Origin of the sequence: Maribellus luteus (assembly GCF_003576475.1) — a bacterium.
Classification (GTDB): Bacteria; Bacteroidota; Bacteroidia; order Bacteroidales; family Prolixibacteraceae; genus Draconibacterium; species Draconibacterium luteum.
In genome coordinates this window covers 338,784-355,617 of the sequence record NZ_QWGR01000002.1, presented here as the reverse complement: position 1 = coordinate 355,617, position 16,834 = coordinate 338,784, and the positions used below count along the sequence as shown (strand labels likewise).

Here is a 16,834-nt window from a genome sequence, read left to right as displayed (position 1 = left end):
CAAGTTTGGTTATGTAGCAATTTAGTCAACTTAATTTCTTTCGATTTAAGTGGCCAATGTTTGTCTTATTTGCCCCTTTCTTATTCCCGGGGCACTTTGCAGAGGTTCTGCCAACACAGAAAACAGCGGGTTTCCGGGCTTCCGATAGCCAATGCCGACGGGCTGCTGATCTGTTGTTGTTTCGGTTCTTGTTAAGTTTTTCATTCGTTTAAAATTGTCTACTTTTTAAGGCAACTCATGGAACTCGCATAATCATGCTCCTGCGTATTAGAAAGTCTTTTTATCATGCTCGTTTCATCTCATTCAAATTGGGTTTGTAATTTTAAATCCTTGTCAGAAGTACCTCGATCGTAAGTAAGTGCGTCCAAAAAAGTCGATGTCGTAACCAATGGTAAATTCGAAAGTTCCGTTCTGGTAAGGATAAATATCTGTATAGGTAACGTCCATGGCAAAGCCAACGCGAATATTGTTGCTGAACATCCAGTTTCCCGTAAAACACAGGGCTGCATTGCTACGCCACATCACGCCGAGCCAAAGTTTTTCGCGAATCATAAAATTGGCGGCAACATCGGCCTGAAGCGGCGTCCCCCAGGTTGCACGCACCAGCATGGTTGGTTTGAAAACCACGTAATTAAAGGGGTCGAAAGGCAAAACGTAGCCCCCATTCAGGTAAATGGTGCGCACCTCGGCACTGGTAGAATAATTATGGAAGTTCTCTTTTAAGTCGTTTTCGATAAGTTTGGGAACCGAGAATCCGGCATAGAAATGCTCCTGGTACAGAAAAAAGCCGATCCCGAAGTTGGGTAAAAACTTCAGGTCAACATCCTCCGAGAAAGCATGATCATACTGATTGTCGGGATATAACTCATACTCGGTAAGTGGATTTTTATAGTTAACAAAGCCAAATTTAACACCCATCCTTAAGCGGGTACGGCGCGACAGGTACACTTCATAGGCATAATCGGCCAATACACTCAACCTGTTTTCAAGGCCGAACCTGTCGTTCATAACATTTAGCCCAACCCCTACGGCTTCATTTTTCAGGGGCGAATGAAAAGAAAAGGATTCAGTAAGGGGCGACCGGTTAATACCTGCCCACTGTTTTCTTACTAAGGTGGTAAATCCTATTTTCTCCCATATACCTGCATAAGCCGGATTAATGACCTGGCCATTATACATATACGAGGTTAAAATAGGTTCTTGTTGCGCACCACAATGAAGGGAAATTAGCAAGACAAAAACTCCTAATACAACAATTCTTTTTATGACGATACCAATATATCTGGTTACAACTAAGGCAAACTACGAATAATTATCAACAAATACAACCGTTTCAAAGCGAAAAAGATATCCACACAAAGCGCTTGAAATCTACATTCGCAGGTTTCTTATTGTTAATTTTCCCAATATGGGAACTGTTAATAACTCTCCCCGCACACAATATTCAAAAAATACGGCGTTACTACGTAGTTTCCCTGAGCCCGAAACAGGTGTAATTACCTATGTTTCAGAACCGCCACATAAACCACTATATACCTGAAGTACCCAGGTTTAGAATTGAATGAAATTCAAAAGAAGAATTAAGATGAGAGTAATGAGTAGCGTGAATTAAAATTTTTTATTCGTCGCACTCCTATCTATTTACTCAAATCTGTAGAAAACAAGAGAGTAATCTAAAAAAGAAGATAAGTTATTGACCCGTAATTTCTTCTATGGCTTTAAAAACCCGGAAGAAGTTACCGCCCCACACTTTAGAAATTTCATCGCGGGTATAACCGCGTGCCAGCATTTCTTCGGTGATCCGTGGAAATTCGCTTACATCCACACAATCCCGGATACCGCCACCGCCGTCGAAATCAGAACCAATGCCTACAAAGTCGATCCCAACCAGGTTTTTAACATAGTCGATATGGTCCACAAAATCGGAAACGGTCGGCAATTCCTTTGGATATTTTTCATCCAGTCCCCGCCACTCCGCACGAATTTTTCCTTTCTCTTCGTCGTTCATCGTCTCCCATTCTTTGGACAAGAAAATCTCCCTCAATTCCTGCTCTTTTTGGTAGCGGATGGTGGTTGTATCCGGGTCTTTCACATAATCGTCAAGCATGCAAATCTGAATCACCCCGCCATTGGCAGCAAGAGCTTTGATCATATCGTCGGTCATGTTTCTCGGATGGTGAGCAATCGCCCGCACGCTGGAGTGTGAAGCAATTACCGGAACCGAACTTAATTCAATCACATCGTAAAAGGCCTTGTCGGAAATATGCGAAACGTCGATCATCATTCCCAAGCGGTTCATTTCTTTCACCACTTCTTTTCCAAACCGGCTCAGTCCGTTGTGCTCGGCTCCTTTTTTATCGGTTGAAGAATCGCAAATATCGTTGTTGGACGAATGACAAAGCGTAATGTACCTGACACCCTTTTTATAAAACTCTTCCACCCTGTTAAGATCGGTACCAATCGGGAATCCGTTCTCCATCCCAATGTAAATCGCTCTTTTCCCTTCGGCCGATATCCGCAGCACATCATCGGGCTCCGTTGCAACTTCTGCCAGATTACTGTTTTCCCGGCACACCTCGTAGGTCTTCTCAATCATGCGATTTGCCTTTTCATAAGCTGCCTGGGTATTTTCGGGAGTTCGTTCGCGCTGCCCGGTAAAGGCGGCAAAAAACATGGCATCCAAGCCACCTTCTTTCATTCGGGGAAAATCCACACGACTTTGAGGCGCCTTGTTACGAACCGCCACATCAAAATCTTCCTGCAACAAAGCCATGGGAGTATCACAATGCGTATCCACCGTAATGGCCTTGTTGTGAATTTTCATCACCTTCTTACTATACGACTCCGCTTTCGCAAAAGTGTGTATCAGCAATCCCCCCATCACCAATACCCAATAAACAGATTTCTTCATTTTTATTTTATTGAACCACTTGCAATGATACCAATTTGTTTTAAAAATCAATGTAAAACAAACAGGAAGTTTCCCTTCCGGCTAAGTCGCACACACAATCACATGCCCCAAAAACTTTTCCTATCACTATTCCAAAACCTGATTTCCTCGGCACTCAACACAAAGAGCGTATCCTGAAGCAAATCTCCGGTATGAAAATCAAAACTTAATTTACAGTCCCAAATTTCTTTTTATATTTCCCGACTTTAACAATAACGAAACTGAAAAGTAGAGCACAAATAAGAAAAGGATGGATACTGCCAATAACAGCGATTGCTTGCTTTGGCCTCACAGAGCTTGCGGCAAGAAATCCCAACCTGACCGAAAGCTGGTATTCAAAAGGCATTTATCCTTTTGTGGCCCAAGTTGCATCCAGCATCAGCTCAGTAATTCCCTTATCTGTCGACGATCTTTTCTACATCGCATTATTGCTTTGCATTCCGGTAATGATCGCACTTTTAGTTCTGCGAAAAATCTCGTTTCGCCAGGCAGGCAAGCTTACCCTCAACATTCTGGCTACTGGCTACATTGCGTTTTACCTGCTTTGGGGATTTAATTACTACCGCCAGGATTTAAACGCCCGGCTCAACATAACTGCCCAGCAACCAGACAAACAAACATTTCTTGAACTCACCAACAAACTGATCGACCAAACAAACCGGAACCACTGTTCTTTGGAAAACCTTTCGGCCGAAAAAGCAGATTCCCTGGTTGAGTTTTCATACAAGCAACTTGCGCCCGTGCTAAAGTTTGAATACCCGATGGGCAAAAGAGAAGACAAATCGATCACCTTTAGTCACTTTTTTGCGCAGTCGGGCATTTCGGGATATTTTGGCCCGTTCTTTAACGAGGTTCACGTAAACAAAAAAGTGCTGCCAATTGAATACCCGGTAATCCTGGCACACGAAAAAGCGCACCAACTCGGAGTGACCAGCGAAGCAGAAGCCAACTTTTACGCCTGGTTCGTTTGTTCGCAAAGCGATTCGAAAGAACTGAACTACGCTGCCAACCTGTATATTTTAAGGCACTTTCTGAGACAAGCTTACCCATTGAAAGAATATCCCGAATTGGCAGAAAAAATCAGTCCGCAAGTGAAAGATGACTTCAACCGGATTAGGCAACACTGGATGGAACTTCGGAACGAAAAACTCGACCAGGCAGCCTCCACCGTTAACAATGCCTACCTAAAAACCAACAAAGTGGAAGCCGGTATTCAGGATTACAGCGGAGTAGTAAAGCTTGTTTTGGATTTTTCACTGGACAGTGCCTTTCAACAAAGCCATTCTTTCATGCTCCCTGAATAATCCTATTTTTACAGAAATTTTCCAGAATGAAACGAACATGAATTTTAATTCTTCAAATTCGCAAAACTGTATACCACAGCAGGCAAGTAGAATTAAAATTCATCGAGAGTTCCATCGAATACGAATACAATAAACAATTTTAATGAGATGAAAGTCACACCTATTTCAGCCGGAAATTTCCACTGCGATGGCGGTGCCCTTTTTGGCGTCATCCCCAAAGTTTTGTGGAGCAAAGTTTACCCATCGGACGAAAACAACTTCACAAAGCTGGCACTTCGTTGCCTGCTGGTTGAAACAGCGAACAGAAAGATATTAATCGAAACCGGAATCGGAGATCATTATCCTGACAAACATTTGCAAAACAACGGTGTAAGCTCGGTGAATAAACTTGGAGAATCTATTAAAAAAGCCGGCATTTCAAACACTTCAATTACCGATGTATTTTTCACCCACCTTCACTGGGACCATTGTACCGGTGCAGTAAAAAACACCGGAAGTGGCTTCCAACTTCGTTTTCCGAATGCCACGCATTGGTGCAGTCTTACGCAATGGGAGCACACAAAAACATCCAATCCCCGGGAGCGGACCGCCTTTCATTATGACATACTGAAGTTCCTGTACAATTCAGGACAGCTTAAGATGGTTGAAAATGAAGGAGAATTATTCCCGGGCTTTCAAGTCCGTTTTGTTGACGGGCACACTCCCGGACAAATGATTCCACTGATAAACGCCGGCGGTAAAACTTTCGCGTACATGTCGGATTTAATTCCAACAGCTGCCAACATTCCGCTGTTATGGATTTCGGCCTACGATCTGGATCCGGTAAAAGTGATGAGTGAAAAGCAGAAATTTCTGGAGGAAGCCGCCGAAAAAGACTACATCCTGTTTTTTGAACACGATTATTATACTGAATGTGCCACACTTACCAAATCGGAGAAAGGGGTCGTTGTAAAGGAAAAATTCGCGTTGAAAGATCTAGTCGATAAAGATTGACAATACATTGATCTCCCCTCTGGCAAACTTGCTTATGGAAACTTATTTCACCAACTCTTTGGTTGAAAGCAAGCCGCAGGCTGCATAAATGTCCTGTCCACGCGAGGCTCGTACCGTAGTTAAAATCCCCTTGTTATTCAGGGCGTCTTTAAAGCGCTGAATGGTTGTTTCGCCCGGACTCTTTAGCGGTGTGCCGGGTACCGGGTGAAAACGAATAAGGTTGATCCGACATTTCAACCCGCTTAACAAACGCGCCAATTCCCTCACGTGCTCCATGCTGTCATTTAATCCTTCAAATAATATATATTCGAACGAAACACGCCGCTGCCTTCCAAAATCCCAGCTTTTTATTTCCTCAACCACTGCGTCAACCGGATAGGCTACCTGCACCGGCATCAGCTTTTGACGCTCTTCATGAAACGGAGTATGAAGACTTACTGCCAGGTGTGCCTCACTCCTCTCCAGAAAAGTAAGCATTCCCGGGATAATACCGATAGTAGAAACCGTGATTCTTCGCGGACTCATGGCATATCCCCATTCCGAAGTCAGGATCTCGAGGCTTTTCAATACTTCTTCCAGGTTATCGAAGGGTTCGCCCATTCCCATGTAGACAATGTTGCTCACCTCGTTCACCTCATCAATACTGCGAATCTGGTTTACAATTTCGCCCGCCGATAATTGCCCCTGAAAACCTTGTTTGGCAGTAAAACAAAACAAGCACCCCATTTTACAGCCCACCTGCGAACTCACGCAAACGGTCTTCCGGTCGCGCTCCGGAATCATCGCCGTTTCAATAAATTTATTCTGAATGGTTGGAAACAAGTATTTTTTGGTACCATCAACACTGGCCTGCACTTTTGTGTAAGCGGTCAGCCCGTACTCAAAACGTTCGTTTAAAAGTTCGCGGGCTTTTAGCGAAAGATTGGTCATCTCGTCAATCGACGAAACCTGTTTTTTGTACAACCAGTCGGTGATTTGTTTTGCCGTAAACTTAGGCAACCCCAATTCCAGCACAACCTCCTGTAACTCTGTCAATGTTTTACCAAACAAGCGCTCTTTCATACTTCTCATTTGGCGCAAAGATACGCTTTCTTTTTGAGTGAAGTTAAAGGGCAAAACAATCTGAGCCGTCTCTCTCCTATTGAGTTTTCATAGTCATTTTTATATTAACAGCGAGACTCATCCTCCATAAAAAACAAAAAATCCCTCCACTACAAACCCCTGATCTTAGGTCGATTACAGCCCATCATTAAAAAAACAATAAAATTTTATTACAATTGCCACTTTTAGATGAGTAGGTTTTTAAAATCAAATCGTTTCTTATACAAAAGAAGACAAAATGAAGAATCATAATAATAATATATTGCTATCACTTAAAAACTTAATCTATTTTTTTAAAAAGGAAGAAATCACAACTTCAGCGGATGAGAAAAAGCGACTTTGGAACAAGGTCGTACAAACTGCCGCCTACCATAACAGACGGAAAAAATACCGTATTTACACAGCTGTAGCAACGGCCGCTGCATTAAGCGGGGCTTTTCTCTGGTTTGAAATCGCCCATACCGCTCAAAATGAAGACAAGCTAAACACGGTTGTTGCGCAGATGTCTGTTCCCAAACAATCGTCTGACATTATTATTATGGTTTCGGACAGCAATGAGATCCATATAGACAAAGACACTGCCGTAGTAAATTACTCAGGAAGCGGAGAGATTACCATTAATAACCAGGCAATAGCAACTAAAAAACCAATAAGAAAAAAAGAACCGATCAGCTACAACCAGATTATTGTACCTGGAGGAAAACGCACGATGCTGACTTTATCCGACTCCACAAAAATATGGATCAATGCCGGAAGCCGTGTTATATTCCCTCAGCAGTTTGAAGAAAAACAGCGTAAAATTTACGTGGAGGGAGAAGCCTATCTCGAAGTGGCCAAAAATGCTCAAAAGCCATTTATTGTTGAGACTCCCGCAAAGTTTGACATCCGGGTACTAGGTACTTCGTTCAACGTTTGCACCTATTCTGAACTAAACTATGCCACGGTAGTACTGGCAGAAGGGAAAATTGAGCTTCAAGGAGAAAATAAACAACAAAAAATTATGGCTCCCAACCAACTCGTTCGGATAGACGCAACCGGAGCAATGGGAGAAATAATTGAGGTTGATGCCCATGAATACACCAGCTGGACCCAAGGCCTACTTGTGTTGAACTCTCAACCCTTTACCGAAGTATTGAAACGACTGGAAATCTACTTTGGAGTTTCCATAAAAGCTGACGAAAAATTCAACCCAAAAATATCAGGCGAACTGGAATTGAAGGACCAGCTGGAAGATATACTAACCGGCCTCCAGAACATCTTACCGTATCGCTATTCCGTTAACGAAGAGGGAGTTTATGAAATATCAACTAATTAAAATCCGGTGAAACAGATCATCAAAACAACTATTAATTCCTAACAAGATAAATCAAAGTATAAATGAAAAAACACGAATTGCCTATGAGAATATAAACGCCAGGAACTAGAACTAAAAAGCCGAACAATACTGGGAATATTGTCCGGCTTGAAGAGATTCAAAATGTAAAATTTAAAATCTAATATCATTACAAATTTATGAATAAAATAGACGCAAAAGTTTTAAACAAGCGGTCATTATTAAAGAATAATATCCGAAGGATGAAATTGTTAGCAATCTGCCTCATATTAGGACTGCAATTTAGCTATGGAGAAAACAGCTATTCACAAACTACCTCCATATCTATCAATGCAGTTGGAAAAACCGTAAAAGAAGTGCTGAATGAAATCAGTAAAAAAACCGAATTTGTATTCATCTACCAGGATGAAGCACTGGATCTTGAACGCAGGGTTACCGCGAATTTTTCAGGAGAAAAAGTGGATGCTATTCTGAACTCACTGTTTACAGATACCAACAATACCTATGTGATTTCGGGCAGGCAAATCTATATCTCCAAAAAGCAACCAATACCGGGGGACGAAGAGCCGTCAAAACAAACTCAAAAAATTACCGGTAGAATTACCGATACAAACGGTGAATTGCTCGTTGGTGTCAACATTGTTATAAAAGGCACGACCAATGGTACCATTTCAGACATCGACGGTAATTTTACGCTCAATGCAGTACCGGGTCAAACCCTTGTTATTTCGTTTATCGGATTTAAAAAACAGGAAATCCTGGTAAGTGAACAAACACAGCTTTCAATTGTGCTGGAAGAAGATCAAACTCAACTTGGAGACGTAGTGGTAGTTGGTTACGGCAACCAGAAAAAAGCTTCCGTAATCGGGTCTGTTCAATCCATTAAAGCAACCGAGTTAAAGGTTCCGTCCACTCAGTTATCTACCAGTTTTGCAGGTCGTGTTGCAGGGCTTATTGCAGTGCAACGAAGCGGGCAACCGGGTGCCGACGGCGCCAATTTCTGGATCAGGGGTATTTCTACGTTTGGAGGCACCACCACTCCGTTAATCATTCTTGACGGAGTACAGATTAGTTCCGGAGACCTGAATAACATCGACCCGGAAATCATAGAAAGCTTTTCGGTACTGAAAGATGCAACGGCAACCGCTTTGTACGGAACACTCGGGGCAAACGGAGTTATGATTATTACCACAAAAAACGGGAGAGATCTGGACAAACCCAAAATCAACGTTCGCATCGAAAACTCCATTGCTGCACCAACTTACAAAGTAAATCTTGCCGACGGGGTTACCTATATGAACATGTACAACGAAGCTCAAAAAAATCCTTCGAGTACATCATTCATTCCCTATTCGCAGGAAAAAATAAACGGGACCATAGCAGGAAACAACCCCACGCTTTACCCGGATGTAAACTGGTACGATGAGCTTTTCAACGATTACCAGACAACTCAAAAAGCAATTATAAACATAACAGGAGGTAGCTCTAAAGTAGACTATTTCTCGTCTCTTTCCGGATCACACGAATCAGGAATGTTAAAATCAAGAAGCAAAGACTTCTTCTCTTACAGCAATAACATTTCGTTGTGGAGATACAATTTCCAGAACAACCTGAGGTATTATCCAACCAAAACAACCACGGTTGGTTTACGGTTAAATGTTCAGCTTAGAGATGAAAATTCACCCTACCGGAGTGCTGGTGACCTATTTAACAACGTAATTTATTCGAACCCGGTTGATTTCCCAATCCTGTTCCCAACTGACGATCCCCGCAATTTAAGCTCCACCACCGACCACCTGATGTGGGGAGGAAAAGCCTCTTCTAACGACCGAAGAATAAACCCGCTGGCTGAAATGGTACGAGGATACAATTCGGATTTCCAAAGTACGGTAATTGCGGCCCTGCAATTAGACCAGAAACTGGACTTCATTACAAACGGATTGAATTTCAGCGGCTTGGTTTCTTTCAAAAACTGGTCGAGAACGCATATATCAAGAAGCTCGAATTACAACCAATATTACCTGGGTAATATTTATTACAATGGCGAAGGTGATATTTCGGAGTACGACCTTGTAAGAACAACCGGTTCTCCGGTATCCACCGTTCTTGATATTGACGGCGACAACAGCTTTGGCAGAGGTGATCGCACCATGTATATTCAGGGGCAGTTAAACTACTCGAAAGTTATTGACGATGTGCACAGCTTAGGGGCCATGATTTTGTACAACCAAAACGAATTCAACATCAATACGCCCGGAACACTAAAAGAATCACTCCCAAAAAGAAAACAAGGCATTGCAGGCCGTGTAACTTATGGATATGCAAACCGTTACATGGCTGAATTTAACTTTGGATACAACGGAAGTGAAAACTTTGCCAAAGGACACCGTTACGGATTCTTTCCTTCTGTTGCTTTGGGTTATAACATTAGCGAAGAAGCTTTTTGGGAGTCCATCAAACCGGTTATCTCCCATATGAAAATCAGGGGATCATGGGGACAGGTTGGTAACGACCAAACCGATGATGCCCGCTTCCTCTACCTGGCAGATATTGATTTACAATCAGATGACGCTAAATACACTACAGGTATAGATCAGAACTATTCGCAATCGGGTCCGGTTTACAAACGTTACCAAAACAGCGATCTTTCTTGGGAAATTGGTACTAAAACAAACATTGGGGTAGACCTCCAGCTCTTTGATTCTTTTGAAATCGTTTTTGACGTGTTTAAAGAAAGAAGGGAAAACATATTCATGGAGCGTCAATCCATTCCGAATTTCTTTGGTGCATCCGGCACGGCCATTTACGGCAACCTGGGAGAGGTTGAAAACAAAGGTTTTGACGGGGCTGTAAACTACAACAAACAAGTAAACCCTGACCTGTTTGTTTCAGTAAAAGGAACTTTCTCATTTGCCAAAAACAAAATTCTTTCGTACGACGAGCCTGCCTACCTCCTTTACCCTGGAAATTCCAGAGTTGGACATAGCATCAATCAGCCATTGTTGTACACTGCTGAAAGACTATTTATCGACGATGCAGAAGTTGCCAACAGTCCAGACCAGCTGATCGGGGGATTTATTAGCGGAGGAGATATTAAGTACACGGATATCCCCGACATAAACGGAGAAACTGACGGACAGATTGATCAGAACGACCGCCAGTACATGGGACATCCAACTGTTCCGGAGCTTGTTTACGGTTTGGGAACATCCTTGCAGTACAAAAAGTGGGACTTCTCTGTATTCTTCCAGGGAGTGGCTCGCACATCACTGGTTATGAGCGGATTTCACCCTTTCGGAACCAGCTATACCCGCAACGTGCTGCAATTTGTAGCTGATGACTACTGGAGTGAAAGCAACCAGGATATATACGCCAGGTATCCGCGCTTAAGTATTGCAGATAATGCCAATAACACTGCAGCTTCTACCTATTGGTTACGCGATGCTTCGTTCCTTAAACTCAAAAACCTGGAGTTTGGATATTCACACAAATTTATGCGATTCTACCTGAGCGGAACCAATTTACTGACCTTCTCAAAGTTCAAGGAATGGGACCCGGAAATGGGCGGAGGATCCGGCTTAAAATATCCGACAATGCGAGTAGTTAATTTGGGCGTACAATTCACATTATAAAATTTTGAACAGGATGAAATTTAAATACATTATTTCTTCAATACTCTTGGTACTGTCTCTTTTCAGTTGTGATTATCTTGACATTGTACCAACCGAAACGGCCAACGACAAGGATGCTTTCAAAGATTCAGAAGCGGCCAGGAGATATCTTTATTCCTGCTATTCGTATCTACCTAACCCAAGGCATCAAACAGCTTCCATTGACATGTTTACGGCCGATGAGGTAGTAACCGCTTTCGAGCACGAAACTTTTGCCAACTTTCCAAAAGGAAACTATACAGCCAGCAACCCGGTTATTTCTTACTGGAATACACTTTTTCAGGGTATCCGGCAATGTTATTTGCTACTGGAAAATATTGACGCTGTTCCCCTGATGGACGAGAAAGACAAGCAGGAATACAAAGCCGAAGCCACTTTCTTAATTGCCTACTATCACTACATTCTGGTTAAAAATTATGGACCGACCATCCTGATTAAAGAATCGTTTGCAGTAAATACTCCTGCAGAAAATTTCCCGGCCCGTTCTCCGTATGATGAATGTGTTCAGTGGGTAGCCGACAAGTTTGACGAGGCCATTGCTTTGGGCTTGCCCAACGAACAGGAAGAAACCAGCTTTGGACGGGCTACCAAACCGGCAGCGCTTGCCATTAAAGCCAGAATGTTCCTGTATGCCGCTTCACCCCAGTTCAACGGTGGATCGGTTTACTACTCCGACCCTGATGCTGACGATATCTCGGGGGCTTTAGCCCAGGTAAAAAATGCTGATGGAACGGCATTGATGAATACGACTTATGACGCTTCAAAATGGCAAAAAGCAGCCGATGCAGCAAAAACGGCAATAGATGCAGCAGAAGATAATGGCATTCGTTTGTTCCAGGAAGGTGATGTACCTGCTACGTTGGCCGAACCTTCGAACAGTGTTGAAAAAACGCTCCGAATGGCCATCACCGACCGCCACACCCCTGAAATTATCTGGGCTGATACACGCCCCGAAAATTATTATTCATTGCAAAGAAAAAGTACCCCCTGGAATGCAACAAACGGTGGATCGTGGAACGGGGTAGCTCCCACTCTCACTATGATAAAATCATTCTATACAAAAAACGGACTGCCGATTGATGAAGATCCCAGCTATGATTTTGAAAGTGCTTTCGAATACAGCAATCAAACCGACTTAACACATGGCTCGGGAAATACTCTTAATCTAAACATGGGGAGAGAACCCCGCTTTTATGCCTGGATAGCATACCACAACAGTTATTACGAGCTGTATGCTTACACCAACGACCCGGGAGTAACAGCTGACAACCGAAACAGAATGCTGGTAAGCTTCCGCAAAGACGACAACTGCGGAGTTAAAACCCGGACCAACAACTATGCTCCTTCCGGTTACCTGAACAAAAAAGGTGTTCATCCTTCGTTCTCAAGAGCAACAGGTGGAAGTATCATCAATTATCCCTGGCCAATTATCCGTTTGGGAGAGTTATACCTGGATTATGCCGAAGCACTCATTGAAGTGGGAGGTGCAAGCAACCTGGAAACAGCAAAGGAATACATCGACCGAATCAGGACCAGAGCAGGCATTCCAACCATTGACGAAGCATGGGCTGCCACCGGCGCCACACTCGACCAGGCCAAAATGCGCCAAATCGTTCGCCAGGAAAGAACCATTGAATTGTATTTGGAAAACCAACGCTTCTGGGATGTAAGAAGATGGTTGCTGGGCACCAAATATTTTAACATGAAAGCACAGGGAATGGATTACTCTCAATCAACCGATGCCGGATTCTTCAATGTTGTGGATGTGAATTTTACCCGGGTATTCCGAACTCCGCAACATTACCTGATGCCTATTCCGATCGGGGATATTGAGAAAAACCAGTTCCTGGTTCAAAACCCCGGCTATTAATTTCGGGAATAAAAAAGATAGTTAATGAATATTTCAATAACACGACTTTAAACTTTAAATAGATGAAGAAAATAATCAATATATTTTACCTGCTTTCCATTTTCCTGTTTGTTGCTTCATGTAGCGACGACGACGAAAATGTGCACATCCCGGGACAAGTAGTTGACTTGGCGGCAGAAGCCGATTATGGTGCAGTAGTGTTAAAATGGGGATTGCCCTCAGGCGAAGGAATCGATTACGTAAACATCACCTATACAATAGGCGGACAGGATTTTAGCAAGAATATATCCAAATTCAATCTGGATTCTGTTTCCGGTTATGTAACTGCCACTATTGACGGGTTTGCTGACACCAACGAATACCTGTTTAAGTTGGCATCCTGCAACATACAAGGCGGAAAATCAGAGCCGGTTACAATTTCGAAAGCACCTCTTCCTCCTGCCTACAACGAAGTAATCTCAACCATATCGGTTGTTCCCGATTTTGGTGGCGGTATTATTTCGTGGGTGAACGAAACCGGAAAAACGCTGGTGATTTCGGTTACTTATCCTGATCCTGAAAATCCAACTGCCAGAGAAACGATAAAATTTACTTCCAGTGACACAGGCAAAGATTTTATTACCAATCTTCCCGCCGACCCGATAACATTTGAAGTAACTGTATCTGACCAATATAAAAACAGCTCTGAACCTGTTTCATTTGACATTACACCTTTGGCGGAATCACAAATTTCCAAAGACACCTGGACTGTCCCTGGGTTTGATGCCAATTCTCCTTACGAAACAATTGGTTATAGTTCACAGCAGACTGATGCAAATGTCCTGGCTGTTTTCGATGATGAAATCAGTACTTTTTGGCATGCCAGCTGGTCTGCTTTCGGTTCAACTTACCCCCATTTCTTCATCATTGATCTTGGGAAAGAAGTAACGATTAGCCGAATTGGCATGATTCGTCGTCAGGGAGACGGTCGTGGACAAAAAGGACAGCAGTTCTTAACATGTCCTGAAGCCGGAGCAACCGATCTCACTGACCCAACTACATGGAATTGGGAAGATCAAGGTGCATATGCCTTTAATTCCGGGACAAATGACGAACAAACCTACCGACTGACGAATAACCCGAAAGCCAGGTATGTAAAAGTTTATTTTGGACCTGAATACAAAGGAGCCAACAATTTTGCGATGGTTGCAGAAATGAATGTTTACGGACAAGAATAATATAGTACTATTACAGAAGTTTTACGCTTTAACCGGCGTAAAACTTCTTCCTTCAATTAAACTAACATCAATCAAAAACTATGTGCAGAACGAAAAGAAAATCCTTTATCGCTTTTTTTGCGGCACTTTTAATGTTCAATATCTCGTGTTCAAAAGACAAACTGGAAGAACCCGTTGAGATTCCCAAACTGGAAATTGAAGCCTCACAACTAGCGTTCAGCCGCATTGGTTCTACACAAACCGTAAATGTTAGCACCAATCAATCTCCGCTTACCTGCGAGTCGGGTGTTAGCTGGTGTACCGCCACTTATGCCAACGGAGTAATTACAGTAGAAACCACCACCAACCAACAGTCAGACCAGCGTGCAGCAATTGTTTCTGTAAAAGCCGGCGAACTCAAAAAATCGTTCTCGGTCTCCCAATCGGGGCTCGATTCGTACCAGGGAGATATTAAAGACGATATAAAAGTTGCGGTTTCAAGCGCCGAAACTTCTTCGTTCCAATCAGGCTCCAATATTGATAAATCGCTCGACGGAAACTACACCACCATCTATCACTCCAACTGGAATAACTCCGGCGAAAATTACTTCCCCATTACTTTGAGCTATCATTTCTCGAACGTTTCAACAATCGATTATTTTGTTTACTACCCACGCCAAAGCGGCTCAAACGGACACATTAAAGAATTTGAATTGTGGATAGCTACCGAAGACAATTCCACCCTTACCAAATACGGAGATTACAATTTCAACGGTAGTTCAGCATCAAGCCGCGTAACATTTTCTACCCCCATCAGCAAACCTGTTACGATTCAGCTGGTGGTAAAATCAGGAGCCGGCGACGGCCAGGGTTTTGTTTCCTGCGCCGAAATGGAATTCTACCGGAAAAACCCGGACAATTTCGATTATCTATCGATTTTTACTGACAACAGTTGCTCTGAGCTAAAACCTGGGACAAGCGAATCGGCTGTAATGGCTATCCCAAACGACTTTTTCAAAGACATGGCACTGGAAATTTTCCGCGGAGAATACAACCAGGAATTCAGAATTCAGGAATACCGCCCGTGGCAGGATCCTGCCGTAATGGCCCAAATAAACAAAACCAGCACCTATAGTTTGCGCGATAACCCCACCGGAATCTCTGCTTCTACCGGAGACGAACTCATCTTTTTTGCCAATAACCCGGACCATAAAAATGTATCCATTGTGATCCAGGATTTGGAAAATGGCTTTGGCGGAAACTCCTATCCCGTTGCCAACGGATTAAACAAGATCAACATTACTTCCGGGGGTTTGGTTTACGTGATGTACCACACCGGGTCCGCCACCGAAAGTCCGGTAAAAATCAACTTTGTAACCGGCACAATAAATGGCTACTTCGACAGTCAGAAACACAATTCCGAGGATTGGAACAGGCTTTTAAGCCACGCAAGCTACAAGCATTTTGATGTTCTGGGAAAATATGCGCACTTAACTTTCCCCACCGAAAAATTCCGGGAGAATACCCCCGACGGGCTGGCATTGATCAACAAATACGACGACCTGGTTCGCCTGGAATGGGAATTTATGGGGCTGTTCAAATACAACAAAACCTTTAACAACCGCATGTATTTCCACGTGGTTTATACTGATAGTTACATGTATTCGACCAGCTACCGTACTGCTTATGTAACAGGAACAATGAACGACCTGTGCAGTCTGAATAAACTCACCACATCTCCCTGGGGACCGGCACACGAAGTGGGTCACTCCAACCAAACCCGGCCCGGTCTGAAGTGGATTGGCATGACCGAAGTCACCACCAACATTCACTCTTTGCACGTACAAACTTCGTGGGGCAATACCTCGCGCCTGATCTCTGACGACCGATACAACAAAGGATTCAACGAGCTCGTGAACAAAGGCATTCCCCACAACCAAAACGGTGACGTATTTGTAAAACTTATTCCTTTCTGGCAGCTGAAACTGTACCTGATGGATGCACTGGGGAAACAGGATTTCTACAAAGATCTGTATGAATACATGCGGAACCAGGATAATTCACAGGCCACAAACGATGGCTTTTATCAGCTCGATTTTGTGCGTGCCACCTGCCGCATTGCCAACCTCGACCTGACGGCTTTCTTTGAAGCCTGGGGTTTTCTTACGCCCATAGACATAACGGTGAACGATTATGCAACCAGGCAATTCACCATCACCCAGCAGCAAATTAACGAGCTGAAAGCGGAGATTGCCGCTAAAAACTATCCGCAACCCGCGCATAACAACATTTATTCAATAACTGACAACAACGTCTCCAACTACAAATAAACAGCAATAACAGAGAAAGGTAGTCCCTTCAGGCAAAGGCGGTATGCAGCTTTTCAAACGGCGCATACCTGCCTCGGCGGGGCTCC

Annotated in this window: 11 protein-coding genes; 7 read left to right on the top strand and 4 right to left on the bottom strand. The window is 43.3% G+C overall.

Features of this window, described 5'->3' with window-relative positions:
• Positions 1 to 45: 45 nt before the first annotated feature.
• The 3 genes from D1614_RS25625 to D1614_RS04260 form a co-directional block, all read right to left on the bottom strand.
• Positions 46 to 204: a hypothetical protein gene (locus D1614_RS25625; protein ID WP_155523330.1), complete on the bottom strand. Its 159-nt coding sequence runs from the start codon at positions 202 to 204 to the stop codon at positions 46 to 48.
• 129 nt (positions 205 to 333) lie between these two features.
• Positions 334 to 1,257: a PorP/SprF family type IX secretion system membrane protein gene (locus D1614_RS04265; protein ID WP_262707199.1), complete on the bottom strand. Its 924-nt coding sequence runs from the start codon at positions 1,255 to 1,257 to the stop codon at positions 334 to 336.
• A 433-nt stretch (positions 1,258 to 1,690) separates the two neighbouring features.
• Positions 1,691 to 2,911, bottom strand: a complete 1,221-nt coding sequence (locus tag D1614_RS04260; protein WP_119436652.1) for a dipeptidase — start codon at positions 2,909 to 2,911, stop codon at positions 1,691 to 1,693.
• Between the two features lie 251 nt (positions 2,912 to 3,162).
• Between D1614_RS04260 and D1614_RS04255 the strand changes: the two genes are divergently transcribed.
• Together D1614_RS04255 and D1614_RS04250 are read left to right on the top strand one after the other, a co-directional pair.
• On the top strand, positions 3,163 to 4,254 hold the full coding sequence (locus D1614_RS04255) for a DUF3810 domain-containing protein (protein ID WP_119436651.1): 1,092 nt from the start codon (positions 3,163 to 3,165) through the stop codon (positions 4,252 to 4,254).
• A gap of 147 nt (positions 4,255 to 4,401) precedes the next feature.
• Positions 4,402 to 5,247, top strand: coding sequence for an MBL fold metallo-hydrolase (locus tag D1614_RS04250; RefSeq protein ID WP_119436650.1), 846 nt, complete (start codon positions 4,402 to 4,404; stop codon positions 5,245 to 5,247).
• A 42-nt stretch (positions 5,248 to 5,289) separates the two neighbouring features.
• Here D1614_RS04250 and rlmN read toward each other — a convergent pair whose 3' ends face one another.
• Positions 5,290 to 6,309, bottom strand: a complete 1,020-nt coding sequence (gene rlmN, locus D1614_RS04245) for a dual-specificity RNA methyltransferase RlmN (protein ID WP_119436649.1) — start codon at positions 6,307 to 6,309, stop codon at positions 5,290 to 5,292.
• Between the two features lie 277 nt (positions 6,310 to 6,586).
• Between rlmN and D1614_RS04240 the strand changes: the two genes are divergently transcribed.
• The 5 genes from D1614_RS04240 (at position 6,587) to D1614_RS04220 (ending at position 16,748) form a co-directional block, all read left to right on the top strand.
• Positions 6,587 to 7,663, top strand: a complete 1,077-nt coding sequence (locus D1614_RS04240; RefSeq protein WP_119436648.1) for a FecR family protein — start codon at positions 6,587 to 6,589, stop codon at positions 7,661 to 7,663.
• A 260-nt stretch (positions 7,664 to 7,923) separates the two neighbouring features.
• Positions 7,924 to 11,313, top strand: coding sequence for a TonB-dependent receptor (locus D1614_RS04235; RefSeq protein ID WP_206609922.1), 3,390 nt, complete (start codon positions 7,924 to 7,926; stop codon positions 11,311 to 11,313).
• Positions 11,314 to 11,326: 13 nt separating this feature from the next.
• The gene (locus D1614_RS04230; protein ID WP_119436646.1) at positions 11,327 to 13,222 is read left to right on the top strand and encodes a RagB/SusD family nutrient uptake outer membrane protein; all 1,896 of its coding nucleotides are present in this window, start codon (positions 11,327 to 11,329) and stop codon (positions 13,220 to 13,222) included.
• A gap of 62 nt (positions 13,223 to 13,284) precedes the next feature.
• Complete coding sequence (locus tag D1614_RS04225) at positions 13,285 to 14,439, top strand: DUF5126 domain-containing protein (RefSeq protein WP_119436645.1); 1,155 nt, start codon at positions 13,285 to 13,287, stop codon at positions 14,437 to 14,439.
• An 80-nt stretch (positions 14,440 to 14,519) separates the two neighbouring features.
• Entirely contained in the window at positions 14,520 to 16,748 is a 2,229-nt protein-coding gene (locus D1614_RS04220) for a M60 family metallopeptidase (protein WP_119436644.1), read from the top strand.
• Positions 16,749 to 16,834: the final 86 nt, after the last annotated feature.

Excerpts from the sequence above, each read along its gene's own strand:
- D1614_RS04225 (WP_119436645.1), top strand. The coding sequence starts at position 13,285 with ATGAAGAAAATAATCAATATATTTTACCTGCTTTCCATTTTCCTGTTT.
- D1614_RS04235 (WP_206609922.1), top strand. The coding sequence starts at position 7,924 with ATGAAATTGTTAGCAATCTGCCTCATATTAGGACTGCAATTTAGCTAT.
- D1614_RS04260 (WP_119436652.1), bottom strand. The coding sequence starts at position 2,911 with ATGAAGAAATCTGTTTATTGGGTATTGGTGATGGGGGGATTGCTGATA.
- D1614_RS04220 (WP_119436644.1), top strand. The coding sequence starts at position 14,520 with ATGTGCAGAACGAAAAGAAAATCCTTTATCGCTTTTTTTGCGGCACTT.
- rlmN (WP_119436649.1), bottom strand. The coding sequence starts at position 6,309 with ATGAAAGAGCGCTTGTTTGGTAAAACATTGACAGAGTTACAGGAGGTT.
- D1614_RS25625 (WP_155523330.1), bottom strand. The coding sequence starts at position 204 with ATGAAAAACTTAACAAGAACCGAAACAACAACAGATCAGCAGCCCGTC.
- D1614_RS04230 (WP_119436646.1), top strand. The coding sequence starts at position 11,327 with ATGAAATTTAAATACATTATTTCTTCAATACTCTTGGTACTGTCTCTT.
- D1614_RS04240 (WP_119436648.1), top strand. The coding sequence starts at position 6,587 with ATGAAGAATCATAATAATAATATATTGCTATCACTTAAAAACTTAATC.
- D1614_RS04250 (WP_119436650.1), top strand. The coding sequence starts at position 4,402 with ATGAAAGTCACACCTATTTCAGCCGGAAATTTCCACTGCGATGGCGGT.